The 20,841-nt window shown below is 49.9% G+C and carries 17 protein-coding genes; all 17 read left to right on the forward strand.

Annotated elements, in window-relative coordinates:
- Nucleotides 1-6: 6 nt before the first annotated feature.
- The 17 genes from CB4_RS08180 (at nucleotide 7) to murB (ending at nucleotide 20,837) form a co-directional block, all read left to right on the forward strand.
- Nucleotides 7-1,353 (forward strand): acetyl-CoA carboxylase biotin carboxylase subunit, encoded by a 1,347-nt coding sequence (locus tag CB4_RS08180; protein ID WP_096467683.1) that lies wholly within the window; start codon nucleotides 7-9, stop codon nucleotides 1,351-1,353.
- 12 nt (nucleotides 1,354-1,365) lie between these two features.
- The gene (locus tag CB4_RS08185) at nucleotides 1,366-1,581 is read left to right on the forward strand and encodes an acetyl-CoA carboxylase biotin carboxyl carrier protein subunit (RefSeq protein WP_096464840.1); all 216 of its coding nucleotides are present in this window, start codon (nucleotides 1,366-1,368) and stop codon (nucleotides 1,579-1,581) included.
- An 11-nt stretch (nucleotides 1,582-1,592) separates the two neighbouring features.
- The gene (locus CB4_RS08190; protein ID WP_096464842.1) at nucleotides 1,593-2,534 is read left to right on the forward strand and encodes a hydroxymethylglutaryl-CoA lyase; all 942 of its coding nucleotides are present in this window, start codon (nucleotides 1,593-1,595) and stop codon (nucleotides 2,532-2,534) included.
- Nucleotides 2,503-4,056, forward strand: coding sequence for an acyl-CoA carboxylase subunit beta (locus tag CB4_RS08195; RefSeq protein ID WP_096464844.1), 1,554 nt, complete (start codon nucleotides 2,503-2,505; stop codon nucleotides 4,054-4,056). Before CB4_RS08190 ends, CB4_RS08195 begins: the two co-directional genes overlap by 32 nt.
- Nucleotides 4,057-4,106: 50 nt before the next feature.
- On the forward strand, nucleotides 4,107-4,715 hold the full coding sequence (locus CB4_RS08200; RefSeq protein WP_096464846.1) for a TetR/AcrR family transcriptional regulator: 609 nt from the start codon (nucleotides 4,107-4,109) through the stop codon (nucleotides 4,713-4,715).
- A gap of 104 nt (nucleotides 4,716-4,819) precedes the next feature.
- Nucleotides 4,820-6,460 (forward strand): bacillithiol biosynthesis cysteine-adding enzyme BshC, encoded by a 1,641-nt coding sequence (gene bshC / locus CB4_RS08205; RefSeq protein WP_096464848.1) that lies wholly within the window; start codon nucleotides 4,820-4,822, stop codon nucleotides 6,458-6,460.
- Nucleotides 6,461-6,478: 18 nt separating this feature from the next.
- Nucleotides 6,479-7,741 (forward strand): adenosylhomocysteinase, encoded by a 1,263-nt coding sequence (locus tag CB4_RS08210; protein ID WP_096464850.1) that lies wholly within the window; start codon nucleotides 6,479-6,481, stop codon nucleotides 7,739-7,741.
- A gap of 229 nt (nucleotides 7,742-7,970) precedes the next feature.
- Entirely contained in the window at nucleotides 7,971-8,909 is a 939-nt protein-coding gene (rsmH, locus tag CB4_RS08215) for a 16S rRNA (cytosine(1402)-N(4))-methyltransferase RsmH (protein WP_096464852.1), read from the forward strand.
- A gap of 18 nt (nucleotides 8,910-8,927) precedes the next feature.
- Nucleotides 8,928-9,305 carry a cell division protein FtsL gene (ftsL2, locus tag CB4_RS08220; protein WP_096464854.1) on the forward strand — a complete coding sequence of 126 codons (378 nt, stop codon included), beginning with the start codon at nucleotides 8,928-8,930 and terminating at the stop codon, nucleotides 9,303-9,305.
- 14 nt (nucleotides 9,306-9,319) lie between these two features.
- Nucleotides 9,320-11,518: a PASTA domain-containing penicillin-binding protein gene (locus CB4_RS08225; protein WP_096464856.1), complete on the forward strand. Its 2,199-nt coding sequence runs from the start codon at nucleotides 9,320-9,322 to the stop codon at nucleotides 11,516-11,518.
- 100 nt (nucleotides 11,519-11,618) lie between these two features.
- Complete coding sequence (locus CB4_RS08230; protein WP_096464858.1) at nucleotides 11,619-13,532, forward strand: stage V sporulation protein D; 1,914 nt, start codon at nucleotides 11,619-11,621, stop codon at nucleotides 13,530-13,532.
- 84 nt (nucleotides 13,533-13,616) lie between these two features.
- The gene (locus CB4_RS08235; RefSeq protein ID WP_096464860.1) at nucleotides 13,617-15,098 is read left to right on the forward strand and encodes a UDP-N-acetylmuramoyl-L-alanyl-D-glutamate--2,6-diaminopimelate ligase; all 1,482 of its coding nucleotides are present in this window, start codon (nucleotides 13,617-13,619) and stop codon (nucleotides 15,096-15,098) included.
- Between the two features lie 30 nt (nucleotides 15,099-15,128).
- On the forward strand, nucleotides 15,129-16,091 hold the full coding sequence (gene mraY, locus CB4_RS08240) for a phospho-N-acetylmuramoyl-pentapeptide-transferase (RefSeq protein ID WP_096464862.1): 963 nt from the start codon (nucleotides 15,129-15,131) through the stop codon (nucleotides 16,089-16,091).
- On the forward strand, nucleotides 16,091-17,512 hold the full coding sequence (gene murD / locus CB4_RS08245) for a UDP-N-acetylmuramoyl-L-alanine--D-glutamate ligase (protein ID WP_231956195.1): 1,422 nt from the start codon (nucleotides 16,091-16,093) through the stop codon (nucleotides 17,510-17,512). The genes mraY and murD overlap by 1 nt, the downstream gene beginning before the upstream one ends.
- 94 nt (nucleotides 17,513-17,606) lie before the next feature.
- Nucleotides 17,607-18,698 carry a stage V sporulation protein E gene (spoVE, locus tag CB4_RS08250; protein ID WP_096464864.1) on the forward strand — a complete coding sequence of 364 codons (1,092 nt, stop codon included), beginning with the start codon at nucleotides 17,607-17,609 and terminating at the stop codon, nucleotides 18,696-18,698.
- A 47-nt stretch (nucleotides 18,699-18,745) separates the two neighbouring features.
- Entirely contained in the window at nucleotides 18,746-19,843 is a 1,098-nt protein-coding gene (gene murG / locus CB4_RS08255; protein ID WP_096464866.1) for an undecaprenyldiphospho-muramoylpentapeptide beta-N-acetylglucosaminyltransferase, read from the forward strand.
- Between the two features lie 88 nt (nucleotides 19,844-19,931).
- Nucleotides 19,932-20,837, forward strand: a complete 906-nt coding sequence (gene murB, locus CB4_RS08260) for a UDP-N-acetylmuramate dehydrogenase (RefSeq protein WP_096464868.1) — start codon at nucleotides 19,932-19,934, stop codon at nucleotides 20,835-20,837.
- The last annotated feature ends 4 nt before the right edge of the window (nucleotides 20,838-20,841 follow it).

Here is a 20,841-nt window from a genome sequence, read left to right on the forward strand (position 1 = left end):
ATGGAAATCAAGACTGTCCTCATTGCGAACCGGGGGGAGATTGCCCGCCGGATTATGCGCACATGCCGCGCTAAAGGGATTCGTACGATTGCAGTTCATTCAGAAGCAGATGTGGATATGCCATTTGTGCGGGAGGCAGATGTAGCTGTCTGCATCGGGCCGCCACCGGTTGCGAAGAGCTATCTTAATATGGAGGCTATACTCGTTGCGGCCAAAGAACACGGAGCAGATGCGATTCATCCGGGTTACGGCCTGCTGTCCGAAAACGGGACATTTGCCAGCCGCTGTGCGGAAGAAGGCATTGTATTTATCGGACCGCGCCCCGCTGTCATGGATGCGATGGGAGATAAAATTCGCGCCCGTGCTGCCATGGTCGAGGCTGGTGTTCCAATTGTACCGGGTTATGATGAGAGTATTCCGACAGCAGAAGACGCCTGCCGTATTGCAGCGCAGATTGGCTACCCAGTTATGCTTAAAGCGAGTGCGGGCGGTGGTGGGATCGGCATGCAGATTTGCCGTGACGAAGAAGAAATTATGAAAGCGTTTCAATCAGCGAAAGGCCGCGCGAAAGCGTACTTTGGCAACGATGCGATGTTCATCGAGAAGTATATCGAGAATCCGCACCATATTGAAGTACAGGTTGTCGGTGATGAGCAGGGGGCGATTGTTCACCTTCTGGAGCGAGAATGTTCCATACAGCGCCGTCATCAGAAAGTGATTGAGGAAAGTCCATCTCCATTCCTTGATGTAGCGACCCGGGAGGCGGTATGCGCGGCTGCCGTACGCGCGGCGCAGGCTGTGAACTATACCGGCGTTGGAACAGTAGAATTCATCATGGGAGAGGATAAAGCGTTTTATTTTCTTGAGATGAATACGCGTCTACAAGTTGAACACCCGGTTACAGAGTCCATCACAGGATTTGATCTGGTAGAGTTACAGCTAACGATCGCGGAAGGGCATCCAATTCCGTTTGTACAGAAAGATGTCATAGCGCATGGACATGCAATTGAGATGCGTATTTATGCCGAAGATCCGAACACGTTCTTCCCGTCTCCGGGAACGATTATAGCTTATGTCTCCCCGGAAGGAGATGGAATCCGCATTGATGATGCTGTACAATCTGGCACAACCATCTCGCCGTTTTATGATCCAATGATCGGCAAGTTGATTGCAAGTGGAACGACTCGAGAGGAAGCGCTCGATCGAGCCAGAAAGGCCATACAGCAGTATGAAATTACAGGGATTAAGACAAATCTGTCGATGCTTGCAGATGTACTCGAAGACGAGCGCTTTGCGGTCGGTACGTATACAACAAGCTTTGTTGAAACGATGAAACGAACTACAACAAAATAGGAGGGATTCATGATGAAACAAGTAGTCGCGAATATGGCAGGAACGGTTATCAATGTACTCGTAAATACAGGAGATAGCGTACAGCCTGGAAGTGATGTGGTAATGCTCGAATCGATGAAAATGGAAGTGCCCGTAACCGCGGAAGCAGCTGGCATAGTGGCACAGGTAAAAGTTACGATCGGTGATTTTGTCAACGAAGGCGACGTGCTCATTGAGATTGAAGACTAGGAGGCAGAGCGATGAGCGACCGGGTGAGCCTATTTGAAGTGGGACCGCGTGACGGACTACAGAACGAAAAAGAAACGGTGTCCACGCTACGTAAAGTTGAACTGATTGAGCGATTAGTCAGTGCTGGTCTACAAAAAGTAGAAGCGACTTCATTTGTGAATCCAAAATGGATTCCGCAGCTGGCTGATGCCGTAGAGGTACTAGAACAAGTACGGCGGGAGCCTGGTGTTCTGTATAGCGCGCTCGTTCCGAATCTTAAAGGGCTTGAGCGCGCTCGGCAGACGCGGATGGAAGAAGTTGCAGTGTTCATGTCGTCCAGTGAGGCGCATAACAAAAGTAACATCAACAAAACAATCGAAGAAACCTTTCCTGTACTGCGGGAAGTGGTAGAAGCAGCCCGAGCGGCTGGCATGCGGGTGCGCGGGTATGTGTCCACCGCATTCGGCTGTCCGTATGAAGGAGAAGTACCGCTTGCGTCTGTTACGCGGGTTACCCAAGAGCTATTCGATATGGGTGTGTATGAGGTGTCGATTGGCGATACGATCGGTGTCGGCACACCGATCGTGGTGCGGGAGCGCTTTGCTGCTCTTGCGGCTGAATTCGGAGCGGAGCGGCTGGCCGGGCATTTTCATGATACACGCGGCACAGGTCTTGCCAATGTATATGCGGCGCTTGAAGCAGGAATTCGCACATTTGACAGCTCGATTGGTGGACTTGGCGGTTGTCCGTATGCGCCGGGAGCATCCGGCAATATTTCGACGGAAGACGTAGTTTATATGCTGCATGGCATGGGGATTGAAACGGGTGTATCGTTCGAGAAGCTAATCGAAGCTGGGCTGTTTATGGAAGAGACGCTCGGACGCACGCTGCCGTCACGCGTGCTGCAAGCAATGAAACATACTGTGGAAGGGGAATGCGGCAATGGATACACAGCAGACAAAGCAAACGCTTGAGAAGGCACTGCAGGAGCGCATCGAACAGATTCAGAAAGGCGGAGCGGAGAAATACCATGCCAAAAACAAAGAGCAGAATAAGCTGTTTGTACGCGACCGCTTGCAGCTGTTATTTGATGATGAATACCAGATTGAAGATGCGCTGTTTGCGAACAGTCTGGCAGGCGATCTGCCAGCAGATGGTGTTGTGACAGCGATTGGCCGTGTGAATGGTCAGAAAGTGTGTGTCATGGCAAATGATTCAACCGTTAAAGCGGGATCATGGGGCTCACGCACCGTTGAAAAGATCATTCGTATCCAGGAAACGGCGATGAAGCTACGTGTACCGATGATTTATCTCGTGGATTCCGCTGGTGCACGCATTACGGATCAGATTGAGATGTTCCCGGGCCGCCGCGGGGCGGGGCGTATTTTCTACAATCAAGTAAAAATGTCTGGCATGGTGCCACAAGTATGTGTGCTGTTCGGGCCGTCTGCGGCGGGTGGTGCGTACATTCCGGCATTTTGTGATATTGTGATCATGGTAGAGGGCAATGCGAGTATGTATCTTGGCTCACCGCGCATGGCTGAGATGGTGATCGGTGAGAAAGTCACGCTCGAAGAAATGGGCGGCGCTCGTATGCACTGCACGGTGAGCGGTTGTGGTGATGTACTTGTGCCATCTGAACAGGAAGCAATTGCATCGGCTCGCCAGTATTTGTCGTATTTCCCGGCGAACTGTCAGCAGAAGCCGCCGGTTGTAGAAGCGAAAACGCCAAAAGCAGATAGCCGTACAGTTGAAGCGATTGTGCCGACGAATCAGAATGCACCATTTGATATGTATGAACTCATCCATGCGATTATTGATGAAGACTCATTCTATGAAATCAAAAAACTGTTCGCTGCCGAGCTTGTGACCGGGTTTGCCCGCATGGACGGCAAAGTGGTCGGCATCATCGCCAACCAGCCGCGTGTCAAAGGCGGTGTGTTGTTTGTTGACTCCGCTGATAAATCAGCACGCTTCATGACGCTGTGTGATGCATTTGGCATTCCGCTTCTGTTCCTTGCTGACGTTCCGGGATTTATGATCGGAACAAAAGTGGAACGTGCAGGCATTATCCGTCATGGAGCAAAGATGATCTCGGCGATGTCGGAAGCGACTGTCCCACGAATTTCCGTTATCGTTCGTAAAGCGTATGGAGCCGGGTTGTATGCGATGTCGGGTCCAGCATTCGAACCGGATTGTTGCCTGGCTCTTCCGACCGCTCAGATAGCCGTTATGGGTCCGGAAGCGGCTGTTAACGCTGTGTATAGTAATAAAATTAACGCGATTGAAGATCCGAAAGAGCGCCAGGCATTCATTATGGAGAAACGCAAGGAATATCAGGAAGATATTGATATTTATCGTCTTGCATCCGAAATGATTATTGACGGCATTATTGAAGGCAGTCGCCTGCGTGCTGAGCTGATTGACCGCCTGGAGGCGTATAGCAGCAAACAGCTGACATTCTCTGAGCGTAAGCATCCTGTTTATCCTGTGTAAGCGCATAGATATTTTGATTGATCGCTTTTCCCAACAGCTTCGGATGTGCTATGATGAAGCATATTGTAGCAAATAGGGAGTCTAACGATATGAGCGTCTCTTATCAGCAGCGAATCTTAGCGGCTGCGAATAAAATTTTTATTGAAAATGGCTATCGCTTGGCTGATATGCGATCCATTGCTAAAGAGGCAGGGATTGCGGTTGGAACGATCTATAATTACTATCCGAACAAGGCTGTGTTGTATCAGGCGATTCTAGACCAGCAGTGGGAAGAATTTGACCGCCACATTAATCAGATCGTAACGGATTTGGCATCTTCAACCCGTGAGAAGTTACAGCATGTTACGGAGCACTTATTTGGCTTTGTGGCACGCCATATGAGCATGTGGCGTGAGATTATCGACGATCCGCAGCGTGATGATTTTCAACTGCTTGATGAAGGACATAAGGCACAGCAGAAGGCACACAATCAATTAAAAGAGCACTTGCGTCGCGTGTTCAGCGAGCATAAGCCGGAGCCGTCATGGATTGTGGAGCGGCATATTCTGGCGTACATGGCCGCCGTTACGCATATCGGCATGTTGTTTCCGAATGAAACGGAACAAAATATCAAGTATATTATGGGCATGATTGATAACATGCCCCGTCTGTCCACATAGAGGGCAGCTGGCATCCGATCGATGCTGGCTGCTTTTGTTTTTGGCATTTGGCAGCGAGAATGGTATACTTCCCTTTAGTAAGCAGTTAGCTTTGAGATGAGAGGATGAACAACGTGCAAATCGAGTCGATCAAGCTTCCATTTGGACAAAACATCGTAAATGATTACATAGATTATTATCCAAAAACCGCGGAGTTATATCCGTATCATCCGTATCAACAGGAAAGCTATGAGCGCCGCCTGCGCTGGCTTTCTGAACATCCACACGAAAACCGTGCTGCGCTTGTGGACGGGCTTCTAGATTGGAATACAAGGGTAGGCAACACACATGAGCGTGTGAGAGAGAATATAGAGGCGCTCAGCCATCCTGATACGTACACGGTCGTCACCGGACAGCAGGCGGGCGTTCTGACCGGGCCGCTGTATACGATTCACAAGGCGATTACTGCACTTCGGATTGCGGAGGAACAGCAGAGACGACTTGGCGTACGTGTCGTTCCCGTATTCTGGATTGCAGGGGAAGATCATGACTACGAGGAAGCGAATCATGTATATGTGCAGACGAGAAGTGGAGAGGTTTGTAAGCAGCGTCTGGACTATGAAACAGAAGGGCGGACGTCTGTTACACATCTTTCGATTCCGCAGGATGTCTGGCAGGCGTATATCGATGGATTTTTTGCCGAGCAGATCGAAACAGAATTTACAGGCGACCTAAAAGCGCACCTGCATACAATAGCTGGGGAATCAAAGACACTGACAGATTTCTTTGCCCGGACGATTGCCTGGCTGTTCGGTGAGGCAGGGCTCATTCTGATTGATTCGGCGGCCCCGTTTGTCCGTGTGTTGGAACAGGATGGATTTGCCCAGGTCATTCGCCGAAACGAGGAATTGAATGAGGCGGTAGCGGTGCAGGGACAGAAGCTCACGGCACTTGGCTATCATCGCCAGGTGGAGACGGAGCGTTCCTCTGCCCAGTTTTTTCTGTATCGAAACGGGGAGCGCAGCGGTGTAGAACGGCTCGCAGATGGTACATTCCGCACGCGGGATGGTGTGGTGTATACGGAAGAAGAATTGCTCGCTCTGCTTATGAATGAGCCGGAATCGTTCAGTGCTAATGTGGTAACACGACCGCTTATGCAGGAATGGTTGCTGCCGGTGCTTGCGTTTGTCGGTGGGCCGGGGGAAGTCGCTTACTGGGGGCTGTATGCCCGCATGTTTGATGTATTCGGATTAGAGATGCCGCCGGTTGTGCCGCGTCTGTCGTTTAGCTTGCTGGAAGGTGCTGTACAGAAGAATATGCGCAAGTTTGAACTCAGCACGTACGATGTGTTGACGAAGCTTGCAGAGAAGCGGGATGCGTACCTTGTAGCGCAAGATACGCTGCATCTGGATGAAAAATTCGCGGCAGTAAAGCGACAGATGAGGGCGCTTTATACGCCTCTTATCGAAGAAGCATCCGGAATTGAGCAAGGATTACGTCCACTTGGCGAAAAAAATCTCGACAAAATTCTAGAGCAGGTCGACTTTTACGCCAAACGCAGTCAGTCAGCGTTCGTCAAAAAACACGAATCGTCCCTGCGACAGTTCGACCGTATTCGTACAGCGGTGTTCCCGATGGACAAACCGCAGGAACGCGTTTACAATGTATTTGGTTATCTTAATAAATATGGGATAGGGTGGTTCCGTGAATTCCGCTCGTATCCATACGATGTAACACCTGAACACCTCGCTGTACGCGTGGACTAAGAACTAGGGGGATCTACAATGAACACAACGAATAAGAGTATTGTGCGCGATATGAGCCTTGCGCCAAACGGCCATCTGAAAATTGACTGGGTTAAAGAACATATGCCGGTATTAAACCGCATTCGTGAGCAATTTGAGAAAGACCAGCCGTTCAAAGGATTGAAAGTGGCGATTTCCCTTCACCTTGAAGCAAAAACAGCTTACCTGGCGAAAGTGGTTCAGGCGGGTGGTGCAGAAGTTACAATTACAGGTAGTAACCCGCTCTCTACACAGGATGATGTAGCAGCAGCGCTCGTTGAAGACGGCATTACTGTATTTGCCAAATACAATCCGGACCCGGTTGAGTACAAAGAGCATTTCATCAAAACGCTGGAAACAAAACCAGACCTGATCATTGACGATGGTGGCGATCTCGTAACAATTCTGCATGCCGAGCGTCCAGACTTGCTTCCGCAAGTGCGTGGCGGCTGCGAAGAGACAACAACAGGGGTAATCCGCAACCGTGCGCTGGAGAAATCGGGTGAACTGAAATTCCCGATGATTGCTGTAAACGATGCGTTCTGCAAATATTTGTTTGACAATCGTTATGGTACAGGCCAGTCTGTATGGGATGGCATTAACCGTACAACAAACCTCGTTGTAGCAGGCAAAACCGTTGTCGTAGTCGGTTACGGCTGGTGCGGACGCGGCGTGGCGCTGCGCGCAAAAGGTCTCGGTGCGAAAGTAATCGTAACGGAAATTGATGGCATTAAAGCGATTGAAGCGTATATGGACGGCTTTGAAGTGATGCCGATGATCGAAGCGGCGAAGCATGGTGACTACTTCGTAACCGTAACAGGTAACCGCGATGTTATTCGTGGTGAGCATATTGAAGTGATGAAAGATGGTGCAATTCTATCTAACGCAGGTCACTTCGATGTGGAAATCAATAAGCCAGAACTAGAAGCACTGTCCACGTCTACTCGTGTCGTGCGCAAAGATATTGAAGAATATGTGATGAAAGACGGCCGCAAGATCTACCTGCTTGCAGAAGGACGTCTCGTAAACCTCGCAGCAGGCGATGGACACCCGGCAGAAATCATGGATATGACATTCGCTTTGCAAGCAATCTCACTTGCCTATGTAAATGAGAAATATGAAGAAATCGGTGCACGTGTCCTTAACGTACCGTATGAGCTTGATGAGAAAGTAGCACGTCTGAAGCTGGAAGCACTAGACCTTGGCGTAGATACACTCACAGAAGAACAGAAGTCATATCTTGACAGCTGGAAAGAAGAATAAAATAGGAATATAATCACGAATGTCGAACGGTCTTTAGACCTGTTCGACATTTTTTTTACGTATTTAGTGGCAAATTAGTAAAAAAACTTATTTTTTTTATAGAAGGAAATCATTTTCTAAGCTAGAATTACGTATGTGCATGATTGCGTGGTATTTCGTACAGGCTAGAATACAGCAGTTATACAGCATGATTTTGATTTGGTTTTGAACCACGTTGGGAGGAAGCAGGATGTTTCATCACATCACAGTGCTGCATGAAGAAGCAGTGGACGGGCTTAACATCAAACCGGGCGGTATTTATGTTGATTGCACGCTTGGGGGTGCGGGCCACAGTTCACTGATCGCGTCACGGTTGACAGAGGGGGCTAGGCTCATCTCGATTGACCAGGACGATACAGCACTCGCCGCTGCACGCGAGCGTCTTGCTCCGTATATGGACCATGTTACACTCGTAAAAAGCAATTTTCGCCGCATTAAGCAAATCCTTCACGATTTACATATTACGCAGGTGGACGGCGTGTTATTTGACCTTGGTGTATCATCGCCGCAGCTTGATGAAGCCGAGCGCGGGTTTAGTTATAATGCAGAAGCAGCACTTGATATGCGCATGGACCAGCAGCAGGAGCTTACCGCTTACACCATTGTGAACGAATGGGAAGAAAGCGAAATTGCGTCGATTATTTTCAAATACGGGGAAGAGAAGTTTGCCCGTCGCATTGCGCGGGAGATCTGCCTCGAGCGTGCCCGCAAGCCGATCGAGACGACCGAGGAGCTAGTCGAGCTGATTAAGCGAGGTATCCCGGCACCGGCTCGCCGCACAGGAGGACATCCGGCCAAGCGTACATTTCAGGCGATTCGAATCGCGGTAAACGACGAATTGAATGCGTTTAAGGAAGCACTCGAAGACAGTATTGAGATGCTAGCACCGGGTGGGCGGACAAGCGTGATCACCTTCCATTCACTTGAAGACCGGATTTGTAAGCAGACGTACCAGGAATACAGCAAAGGCTGCATCTGTCCACCAGGACTTCCGCAGTGTGCATGCGGACAGAAGCCCACGCTAAAAATTCTTACCCGCAAGCCCATTATTCCGACAGATGTCGAGCAGGAAGAGAATCGAAGGGCGCGTTCTGCCAAACTGCGAGTCGCCGAGAAGCTTGCCAAATAGAAACGGAGGAGAGGAAACGTGCGACCTTATAATCAGGGGAATCTCGCAACAAAGATTCGGCATGAAGCCGAAAAAACAGCCCAGAAGAAACGAGTTACAACCGTTCGCTACGGAATTAGCGGCGCAGAGAAATTAATTTATTTCTTTACTGTTGTTGCTCTTGTTATGGTGTCCTCGTTTTTAGTTGCCCGTTATGCGGAAATCTCTCACTACAATTACGAGACAATTTCATTGAAGGGCGATATCAAAAAGCTGAACGAACAGAACGCCGAAATGAGTGCAAAAATTGATGAATTGAGCAAGCCGGAACGCATTCGTACGATTGCCGAAAAAATGGGGCTTACCCGGCAGGATGATACGGTACGTGTGTTTAACGGTGGCAAGGCGGCGAATTAGGAGGATAGGCGCACATGAAGATTCAGGATAAAATCAAATGGCGCACATACTTATTAGGAGGGCTGTTTACGGTCCTCCTTTTTGTGATTATCGGGCGAATGTTCTGGCTGCAAAACATAGGAAGCGCAGAACTTCTGGTAAAAGCGCGGAAGACATGGGAGAAAAGCAATGTGATTAACCCGAAGCGCGGTGAGATCATTGATCGCAATGGTCAGCAGCTTGCATACACGGGTAAAGCGTATACCGTTATCGCCCGGATCGCGCCATATGAAAATGACAAAAAAAACAAAGACTATGTACAGGATAAGCAAGAAACAGCAGCTAAACTAGCACCGATCCTGGGGATGACATCCTCAGATATTCTGTCCAAGTTGGATAAAAAGGCGGAACAGGTGGAGCTTCGTCCGGGTGGATGGAAGATTCCGAAAGAAAAAGCCGACCAGATCAAGGCACTGAAGTTGCCCGGCATCTCGCTGTATGAAGAAACGCGGCGCTACTACCCGTACGGAGTGTTTGCTTCGAGTGTGCTCGGGTATACGAATCTCGATGGTCAGGCACAGATGGGAATCGAGCTGTCTCAAGATGAGCAGCTGCGTGGTGAGAAAGGTAGCTTTACGTTCAAGAAAGATGGTAGAGGCAATCAGCTGCCAGACGGGCTTGAATCGTACAAACCAGCTATTGATGGCAACCAGATTACCTTAACGCTTGATCACAGCATTCAATCGTACATAGAGGATGCACTAAACCAGGCAGCATCTCAGTACAAAATGAAAGGGATCGCTGCGATTGTAGCGGATCCAAATACCGGGGAGATTCTTGGGATGGGCAGCCGACCATCCTTTAATCCGAACGCACCCGTTGGCATCGAAAATTACCGTAATCTGATGGTTGGAACAAACTTCGAACCGGGCTCCACGTTTAAGATTGCGACACTCGCTGCAGCGATTGAAGAAGGAGTATTCAATCCAAATGAGCTGTACATGTCTGGTACGTATAACAAGATCAAAGGCAGCAAAGAAATTCGCGATCATAATGGCGGACAGGGCTGGGGCATGATTTCTTTTAAAGAAGGGGTCAAGCATTCTAGTAACGTAGCTTTTGTTATTTTGGGATATGAACGACTTAAGCAGGAGAGGTTATTTAACTACTTGCAAAAATTTGGATTTGGAGAAAAAACCGGAATTGATCTGCCGGGTGAAGAACGCGGGCTTTTTAATGTAAATCGCCACTATTATGCCCGTGATATTGCGTCCATCTCATTCGGACAAGGGGTCGGCGTAACGGCCATTCAACAGGTAGCCGCTGTGGGAGCGGTTGCTAATGGTGGCAAACTGATGAAGCCGTATGTCATTAAAGAAATTCGTGATTCGAAAACAGGTGCCATTGTTGTCCAGAAAAAGCCGCAGATGGTGCGTCGTGTTGTATCAGAAAACACAGCCAGCCAGGTGCGTGACCTGCTAGATGCGGTCGTAAATGAAAAAAACGGAACAGGACAGCCGTTCGCTCTTCCGGGCTATCATGTAGCCGGGAAAACCGGTACTGCGCAGGTGTCGCGTAACGGCCGCTATGTACCGGGTAAATACATTAATTCATTCATCGGCTTTGCTCCGAAGGATAATCCGAAGCTTTTGATTTATGTACTTGTAGACGAACCGGACATCGAAACTCCATCTGCAGGCGGTAAAATCATTGCCGCTCCTGTATTCAAATCGATTATGGAACGCAGCTTGCAGTATATGAAATTGTCACCGGATAAGACAGCGCCTGTTGTGACGGTGCAAGATGAAACAGCAATCATGCCGCAGCTTGTCGGTACGTCGGTTAGTCAAGGAAAGGGAGTGGCGACACAGGCCGGGCTAAAAGTGGAAATGCTCGGAAACGGTGCTAAAGTTGTGGCACAGTATCCGGAAGCTTCCGCTGAGCTAACAAAAGGTTCAATCGTATACGCGCTAACAACCAAGACAGGTGTCAGTCTGCCCAATCTAACCGGGAAAACGCTGCGTGACGTAATGGAGATCGGTACTTTACTGAATCTGAATGTGACCGGTGTAACGGGTGAAGGATACGTCACATCGCAGAGCATTCCACCGGGAACGGTCGTGAAGCCGGGAGATAAGCTCGCTGTGACCCTGACGCCAAAATCATCCGTGCCTCCTGTTGTGCCGGAGACAGAGAAAAAAGCAGGTGCAAAAGACAAGTCAACTGCGAACTAAAGGAAAGCCTGTTCTATCTCTTTCCTTCATCGAATAGGGTTATGGTGAGACCGTAGACTGCTCCCGGACTGCCGGGACTATTCGTGAGGAGGAGAAAGCGTTGCGTGTATCTGGAGTAACGGTTCGCCGCCGTATATTCATTTCACTTGTGATCGGGTTCTTCTTATTTTTGCTGCTCATTACACGCCTTGGGTATGTGCAGATCTGGAAGGGAAACTGGCTGATGGGAGAAGCGCAAAATTTGTGGAGCCGGGATATTCCGTTTGAAGCGAAGCGAGGACGAATTCTCGACCGCAATGGTGAGGTGTTGGCGTATAACATTAGTGTCCCTTCTTTGATGGCGATTCCGGTTCAGATTAAGGATAAAGAAGGAACGGCGCGAAAGCTTGCGCCGCTCTTAAAACAGGATGAAAAAGTCATTCTAAAGGCGATCAGCAAGCGTACGTCTATGAACCGCATTCCAGGAGGACGGCGTATTGAGCCGGAAGTAGCCAAGCAGGTGCAGGCACTTAATCTCCCGGGCATTCATGTGACGGAAGATAGCCAGCGCTATTATCCGCATGGTAAGCTAGCTGCTCATATTCTCGGCTTTACCGGGGTAGACAATCAGGGGCTGACTGGAATTGAGCGGGTATACAACAAGCAGCTGAGTGGAGAGGATGGGAGTATTTCTTATTATTCAAACGTGAAAGGCGAGCCGATGCCAGGGCAGTCCGACACGTTTACTCCGCCAAAAGACGGACAGGATTTATATTTAACGATTGATGCTAACATCCAGGCGATTATTGAGCGGGAGCTGGATCAGGCGATGACCGTATACCAGCCGGATGATGCCATTGCCATTGCGTTTTCTCCGAAAACAGGAGAAGTGCTTGGGATGGCCAGCCGACCGGACTTCGATCCGGGCAATTACAAGCAGTATCCGGTTGAAACATACAACCGCAATCTGCCGATCTGGAAGACATACGAGCCAGGTTCCACATTCAAAATCATCACACTGGCGTCAGCACTTGAAGATAAAAAAGTGAATCTTGATAAAGATACGTTCAACGATCCGGGTTCGATCAAAGTAGCGGGTGCGACACTGCGCTGCTGGAAGCGGGGCGGGCATGGGCATCAAACATTCCTTGAGGGAGTCGAGAATTCCTGCAACCCGGGGTTCGTTCTGCTTGGCCAGCGCTTGGGCAAGGAGCGTTTATTCCACTACATCAAAGAGTTCGGATTTGGAAAACGGACGGGCATTGACCTGCTCGGAGAGGAGAATGGGGTACTTTTCTCGCTGAACCGTGTTGGCCCGGTGGAGCTTGCGACGACAGCATTCGGGCAAGGGGTATCGGTGACACCGATTCAGCAGGTACAGGCGGTAGGAGCAGCTGTTAATGGCGGTAAGCTCATGAAGCCGTATCTCGCCAAAGAGTGGCATGATCCGAGGACAGGAAAGCCGCTGTCTGTGAACGCTCCTAAGATGGTCCGCCAGGTTATCTCCCCGGAAACATCAGCGGAAGTGCGGCGTGCATTAGAAAGCGTAGTAGCGAACGGAACGGGTCGCAATGCTTATATTGATGGCTATCGGGTCGGAGGCAAGACCGGTACAGCGCAGATTGTCGAGAACGGTGTATACTCCAAAAGCAAACATATCGTATCGTTCATCGGGTTTGCTCCGGCGGATGATCCGCAAATTGTTGTGTACACCGCGATTAACAATCCGAAGGGAATTCAGTTCGGCGGTGTAGTTGCTGCACCAATCGTGCGTAACATTATGGATTCGACATTACGCTATATGAAAGTGCCACCGCGCACGAACCAGATGGAGAAAAAATATCAGTACCCCGACAAAAAAATTATCGAGGTACCGAATCTTATCGGGATGAAACGCGATGAGATCAAACAGGCGTACTATGGATTTCCGCTTGATATCGCAGGCGGTGGTCAGAGTGTTTCCTATCAGTCACCGCAGCCGGGTGCACGTTTGGAAGAGGGTGCAACAATTCGTGTGTATCTGGGTGACAAATAGAACAAAGACCATTAAAATAGATGCGGGTATGAATTCATCAAGGAAAGCGGAACACTCGCTGAACAAGAAAGAAGGAGAAAGAACATGCAGGCAGACGACCTACTGGCCGCGCTCACATTGTGGCGCTCGGCAGGGGAAGTATCCATGGAGATTACAGGGATTGAAATTGATTCACGCCGGGTGAAGCCGGGAGACTTGTTCGTATGTCTTCCGGGTTTTACTGTGGACGGACATGATTTTGCAGCGAAAGCGGTGGCGAATGGAGCGGTAGCGGTACTCGCACAGCGTCCGCTTGCTGTTTCGGTTCCGGTTATATACGTGCCGGACACGAAGCGGGCGCTTGCGGTGCTCGCTGATCGTTTTTACGGGCAACCGTCTCATGCGCTGCGCGTGATCGGCGTCACCGGAACGAACGGTAAAACGACGACGACGAGTTTGATTGAGCGTATTCTGACAGAAGCGGGACATCGGTGTGGTCTAATCGGCACAATTGAGATGCGGCTTGGCGACGACGTGCGTGAAGTGAAAAACACGACGCCAGAAGTGCTTGAGCTGCACCGGGCATTCCGCTGGATGAAAGACGGAGGTGCGGACTATGCGGCGATTGAAGTATCGTCTCATGCACTTGACATGGGGCGGGTGCGCGGTGTGCGGTTCGTTACGGGTGTCTTCACGAACTTGACACAGGATCACCTCGATTATCATAAAACAATGGAGAACTATCAGCAGGCGAAAGGACTGCTTTTCTCCCAACTGGGCAATGAATATGGAGACGGACAGATGAAGCATGCCGTGCTGAATGTAGATGATCCGGCAAGTGCTGAATTTGCCCGTATGACACCCGCTCAGGTTATTACATACGGCATTCACAGTGAGGCAGACGTACGGGCACGTGATATTCATATTACCGCACATGGCACAAAGCTTGTTGTGGATACATGGAAAGGCAGTCTCGATTTGACGCTGAAGCTTATCGGGAATTTTAATGTGTATAACGTGCTTGCTGCAACTGCTGCCTGCCTCGTAGAAGGAATTACGCTTGCGCAGTTGAAGGCGACGCTTGAACGTGTGGAAGGCGTGCGCGGACGGTTTGAGCCAGTTGTGGCAGGTCAGCCGTTTTCCGTTATTGTCGATTATGCGCATACACCGGATAGTCTGGAGAATGTGCTCAAAACGATTCGTGGATTTGCGGAAGGCCATATTTATTGTCTTGTCGGATGTGGCGGTGATCGTGACCGAACGAAGCGGCCAATTATGGCACGCATTGCAGCACAATATGCCGATATGGTCGTGATTACATCGGATAATCCGCGCTCAGAAGACCCGAAACAAATTATCGACGATATGATTGCTGGACTGGATGAAGCAGGAGTACGTGAAGAAACGTACATGACCATCATGGATCGTCGGGATGCCATTCGTGAGGCGATCAAGCGTGCACAGCCAGGGGATGTGGTGCTGATCGCGGGCAAAGGACATGAAACCTATCAGATTATTGGCGATCAAACGATTCATTTCGATGATAAAGAAGAGGCCTATCAAGCCATACTAGATAAAGAAAAATAGGATGAGGAGAAAAAGAAAGGAGGATGCGGAATGTTTGTACCTGTTTTATTTTTTTCCATTGCCGCAGCTTTTCTCATAGCCGTTTTACTTGCTCCGCTCTTCATCCCTGTACTTAGACGATTGAAGTTCGGCCAAACAATTCGGGAAGAAGGTCCAAAGGGGCACCAGAAAAAGGCGGGAACGCCAACGATGGGCGGCATTATTATTTTGCTAGCTCTTGCTTTTACCGTTCTGAAATTTTCTAATTGGTCTGTAGAGATTATGTTGCTTCTGCTGATTACACTCGGCTACGGGCTGATTGGTTTTCTGGATGATTTCATTAAGATTGTCCTCAAACGTAATCTAGGATTAACAGCGAAGCAGAAACTGTTCGGTCAGTTCGCGATTGGCGCGGTATTTTATTATGTATTAACCCAGACTGGCTATGACACATCGGTGTCTGTTCCTGGAACAGGTATTAAAGTAGAGCTTGGCTGGATGTACTTGCCGCTTGTACTCATTATGACAATCGGAACATCTAATGCAGTGAATTTAACAGACGGTCTGGATGGCTTGCTGGCAGGCACGAGTGCGATTGCGTTTGGCGCATACGCGATTATCGCCTGGATGAGCAGCCAGATGAACATCGCTATTTTCTCGGCGGCTGTTGTCGGTGCGGTGCTTGGATTCCTCGTCTTTAACGCGAATCCGGCTAAAGTGTTCATGGGGGATACTGGATCACTCGCACTCGGCGGGGCACTTGCTGGGGTAGCGATTCTAACGAAAACAGAAATTTTACTGATCGTCATTGGTGGTGTCTTCGTTATGGAGGCGCTGTCCGTTATTATTCAAGTTTTTTCATTTAAAACGCGCAAAAAACGGGTGTTCCGCATGAGTCCGCTTCATCATCATTATGAACTGGGTGGCTGGTCAGAGTGGCGGGTCGTAACGGTATTCTGGTTTGTTGGACTTATTTGCGCCAGCCTGGGCGTATACATTGGGGTGTGGAGCTAATGGGTATGGAGAGAGGCAAGCAACAGTATGAGGGAAAACAAATCGTGGTGCTCGGCATGGCGAAAAGCGGTGCGGCAGCAGCACGGGTGCTAGCTGAATGCGGTGCGACTGTAACGCTGAATGACCGCAAGCCGGAAGCGGAATGCGAGGGTGTGGCAGAGTTACGTGCAGCGGGCATTACCGTAATCTGCGGTGGACATCCTGATGATCTCATTCATGCAGGGATTGATCTTGTTGTAAAAAATCCAGGGATTCCGTACGAGGCGCCGCCGGTACAGGCTGCGCTTGCTGCTAACATTCCGGTTGTAACTGAGGTGGAGATTGCGTACCAGCTATCGGATGCGCCGATTATTGGCATTACTGGCTCGAACGGTAAAACAACAACGACAACGCTCATCGGTGAAATTCTTGATGCGGCGGGTCTGTCCCCTGTTGTCGCAGGGAATATAGGCACACCCCTTAGTGAGCAGGCGGCACATATCACATCAGAACAGAAACTCGTGGCTGAGTTAAGTAGCTTCCAGCTCAAAGGCACAAAGACGTTCCGTCCCGAGATTGGCTGCCTGTTGAATGTGTACGATGCACACCTCGACTATCATAAAACGAAAGACGATTACATACAGAGCAAGCAGAAGCTGTTCAATAATCAGGATGCGTCTACTATTGCGGTGCTGAATTATGATAATTCGTTCTGCCGTGAGATGGCAGATCGGATTGAGTCGACTGTTCTCTGGTTTAGCTCGGTGGAAGAAGTAACACAGGGGTGCTTCGTTCGGGATGGCATGGTTGTATTCAAACGTCCGATCGATGGGCCAATTGCAGCTCGATTTGTGGATGCTCCGGCAGAAGAAGAGATCATTCGCCTGGATGAAATTGCGCTTCCAGGTGCACATAATCTGGAGAACGTGCTGGCGGCTGTATGCGCTGCGCGTGCGGCAGGTGCACCTGTAGAGGCGCTGCGCCATGTTCTTAGCACATTCTCCGGTGTGGAGCACCGTCTTGAGTTTGTAGCCGAGATTGACGGAGTCAAATATTATAACGATTCGAAGGCGACGAATCCGGAAGCGGCTAGCCGGGCATTGACGTCGTTTGCAGCACCTATCGTCTGGATCGGCGGTGGACTGGATCGAGGCATTGACTTCAAGGAGCTGGTGCCGCTCTTGCGCCAGCATGTGAAAGCGGCAATCGTATACGGCCAGACCGCCGAAAAATTATTGGATCGGGCAGAAGATGCAGGGATTATTCGGGCGGAGCGCGTCGATACTGTTACGGACGCGGTTAATGAGGCCCGCCGTATCGCACAACCGGGAGACATTGTCCTGCTTTCGCCAGCGTGCGCGAGTTGGGACATGTACAAATCGTTTGAAGAGCGGGGGGTCTTGTTTAAGCAGTCTGTGCATAAGCTTAAAACAAGCCCGTAACCGCTGTTCGCTCTAAATCTTTCCTTTAAAATCAGGAGGTAGAACGGACAGGCATGGTAGGGCAAAATCCTGTGCTGGTTAAGAGGTGTTTTGCATGACCAAGGCCCGTTCAACTCCTGATTTTATTATTATTGTTGTGACGTTTGTTCTGCTTGCTGTCGGTGTTATTATGGTGTACAGCTCCAGTGCTGTCGTGGCGGCCCAGAAGGGGGACGCGTTCTTTTTCACGAAGCGGCAGCTTATTTTTGCCATACTTGGTGTTGTTTCCATGTTTGTTACGATGAATGTGGATTACTGGGTGTGGAAAAAATGGGCCAAACCGGGGCTGTTCTTTTGTTTTTTTCTGCTTGTGATTGTCCTAATTATTGGCCGGGAAGTAAATGGTGCTAAGTCCTGGCTTGGTTTTGGTGCATTTGGGATTCAGCCAGCGGAGTTTACGAAGCTAGGCATGGCTACGTTTCTCGCAAAATGGTTGTCAGATAATCAGAAAGACATTGGCTCTTTCACCAAAGGGCTGATACCGACATTAGGGATTGTATGTGTGGCGTTTGGTTTGATTATGCTCCAGCCCGATCTGGGAACAGGAACGGTACTTCTTGGCACGTCTGTTCTGATGATTTTCATAGCGGGCGCCCGCTTGCAACATCTGTTTGGTCTCGCTTTTCTCGGCTTGATCGGATTTGCAGCACTGATTGCGGTTGCCCCGTACCGGATGAAGCGGATTACCGCCTTTATTGATCCGTGGCAGGACCCGCTTGGCGCAGGGTATCAGCTGATTCAGTCATTGTATGCGATTGGTCCAGGTGGCCTGATGGGGCTTGGCCTTGGAATGAGTCGGCAAAAGTTTTTGTATTTGCCGGAGCCGTATAATGATTTTATTTTTTCCATCCTTTCCGAAGAACTTGGATTTATCGGTGGAACTACGGTTCTGCTTTTGTTCCTTTTACTTTTGTGGCGGGGGATGCGGGTTGCAGTGACGGCACCGGATTTATTCGGCAGTCTGCTGGCTTGCGGTATTATCGGGATGGTTGCCATTCAGGTTGTCATCAATGTCGGGGTTGTTACAGGGCTCTTTCCGGTAACGGGAATTACCCTCCCGTTTTTAAGTTATGGAGGCTCCTCGCTTACACTGATGCTGACCGGGATCGGTGTCTTGCTGAACATTTCACGCTATTCGCGTGCGTAATGGAGTAAATTTACGAAGAGAGAAACCGGGTAAAGAGGAGAGGTTTTATGAACATCGTCATTAGTGGAGGAGGGACGGGAGGCCACATCTACCCGGCCCTCGCTCTCATTCAGGAAATAAAACAGCACGAGCCGGATTCACGTGTGCTCTACATTGGCACCGAGCGTGGGCTTGAAGCGAATCTTGTTCCAAAAGAAGGTGTTCCGTTTGAATCGGTGTACATTACCGGATTTAAACGGAGCCTTTCGTTTGAGAACGTAAAAACCATTCTGCGTTTCTTTAAAGCGACGAGTCGGGCGAAGAAACTGATTCGAGATTTTAAGCCAGATGTGGTAGTCGGTACAGGTGGATATGTATGTGGTCCTGTTGTATACGCAGGTCATTCACTCGGCATCCCGACACTGATTCACGAGCAGAATGTCATTCCAGGACTGACTAACAAATTCTTGTCTCGCTATACAGAACGTGTGGCTGTTACATTTGAAGGGTCTGCGCCGCATTTTCCAGCAGAGAAAACGGTTATTACCGGCAATCCGCGTGCTAGTGAAGTGGTCCGAGCAAACGGTGAGGCGGGGCTTGCTTCGCTTGGCGTTCCTGCGGGCAAAAAGTATGTGCTCATTGTCGGGGGAAGCCGGGGGGCTAAAGCGATTAATGATGCCGTGATTCAACTTGTTCCGCATCTCCGTGAACATGTCGACTATCATATTGTATATGTAACAGGAGAGGTGCATTACGAACAGACCGTAAAGGCAATTGGGGATGTGCCGCCGAATATGACGATTCGCCCGTTTATTTATAACATGCCGGAAGTGCTAGCGGGGGTTGATCTAATCGTAAACCGTGCCGGAGCGTCGTTCCTTGCAGAGATTACAGCTCTCGGCCTGCCATCGATTCTCATTCCATCACCGTATGTAACGAACAATCATCAAGAGAAAAATGGACGCTGGCTGGAAGAGCAAGGAGCAGCCTGTGTCATTTTGGAATCCGAACTGAGTGGCAAAACGTTGATGGAGTCGATTGATAGCATTCTGAAAGACGAGAGTCGCGCCCGAACTATGAGCGTAGCGTCACGCTCGCTCGGCCAGCCGGATGCGGCTGTGCTTGTATACAATGAATTAAAAGCAATTATGAAGGCGCCGAAGTAACACAGTAGGCGCGGTAGGCATACAGTATTCTAGGCGCGTGGCCAACGGGCAAACGCGCATTACGCAGCAAGGAGGAGAGGTTCGATCAATGCAGAAGTTGATGGGAGAGCTTATAGAAGCTAATGTCGGAGCCGTACTTATGAATGAGCCGCTAGCCAATCACACCACATGGAAGATTGGCGGGCCGGCAGATCTACTAATTGAACCGACCGATAGAGAGGCGCTTGCACGCAGTATGAAACTCGTATATAAGCATGGTGTTCCATGGCGCGTACTTGGAAGAGGTTCCAATCTGCTTGTACGGGACGGGGGAATCCGCGGAGCTGTTTTTAAACTGGCTGACGGGTTTGAACACCTTACCTTTAACGGAGAAGAAGTAGAGGTGGGAGCCGGCTACTCTTTCATTCGCTTAGCGGTAATGGCGGGGAAAGAGGGGCTGACCGGGCTTGAATTCGCTGGCGGCATTCCCGGTACTGTAGGCGGCGCTGTCTATATGAATGCGGGTGCGCATGGCTCGGATGTGTCACGTATTTTGCAAGTTGCTGACGTGCTGCTTGAGAACGGGGAGCAGGTACGCTGGACGAAAGAAGAACTGGGCTTTGGTTATCGCAAATCAACCCTGCAGACACAACAGGCGATCGTAACAGGTGCTGTGTTCAGGCTGGCCCATGGTGACCGGAAGACAATCGCTGGGCAGATGGCGTCCTACAAAGATCGCCGTCGCCAGACACAGCCGCTCTCGATGCCATGTGCGGGCAGTGTATTCCGCAATCCGCCGGGAGATCATGCGGGGCGTCTAATTGAGAGTGCAGGACTAAAAGGCATGACTGTTGGAGGGGCCCAGATTTCGGAGAAGCATGCCAACTTTATCGTCAACATCGGCAACGCGAAAGCGCAGGACGTCCTTGACCTGATGCAACAGGCAAAAACGATTGTAGCAGAGCGCACAGGGATTGAGCTTGTGCCAGAAGTGCTTGTTATCGGCGAGGCGTAAACGG

It is taken from the genome of Aneurinibacillus soli, assembly GCF_002355375.1.
GTDB classification, from domain to species: Bacteria; Bacillota; Bacilli; order Aneurinibacillales; family Aneurinibacillaceae; genus Aneurinibacillus; species Aneurinibacillus soli.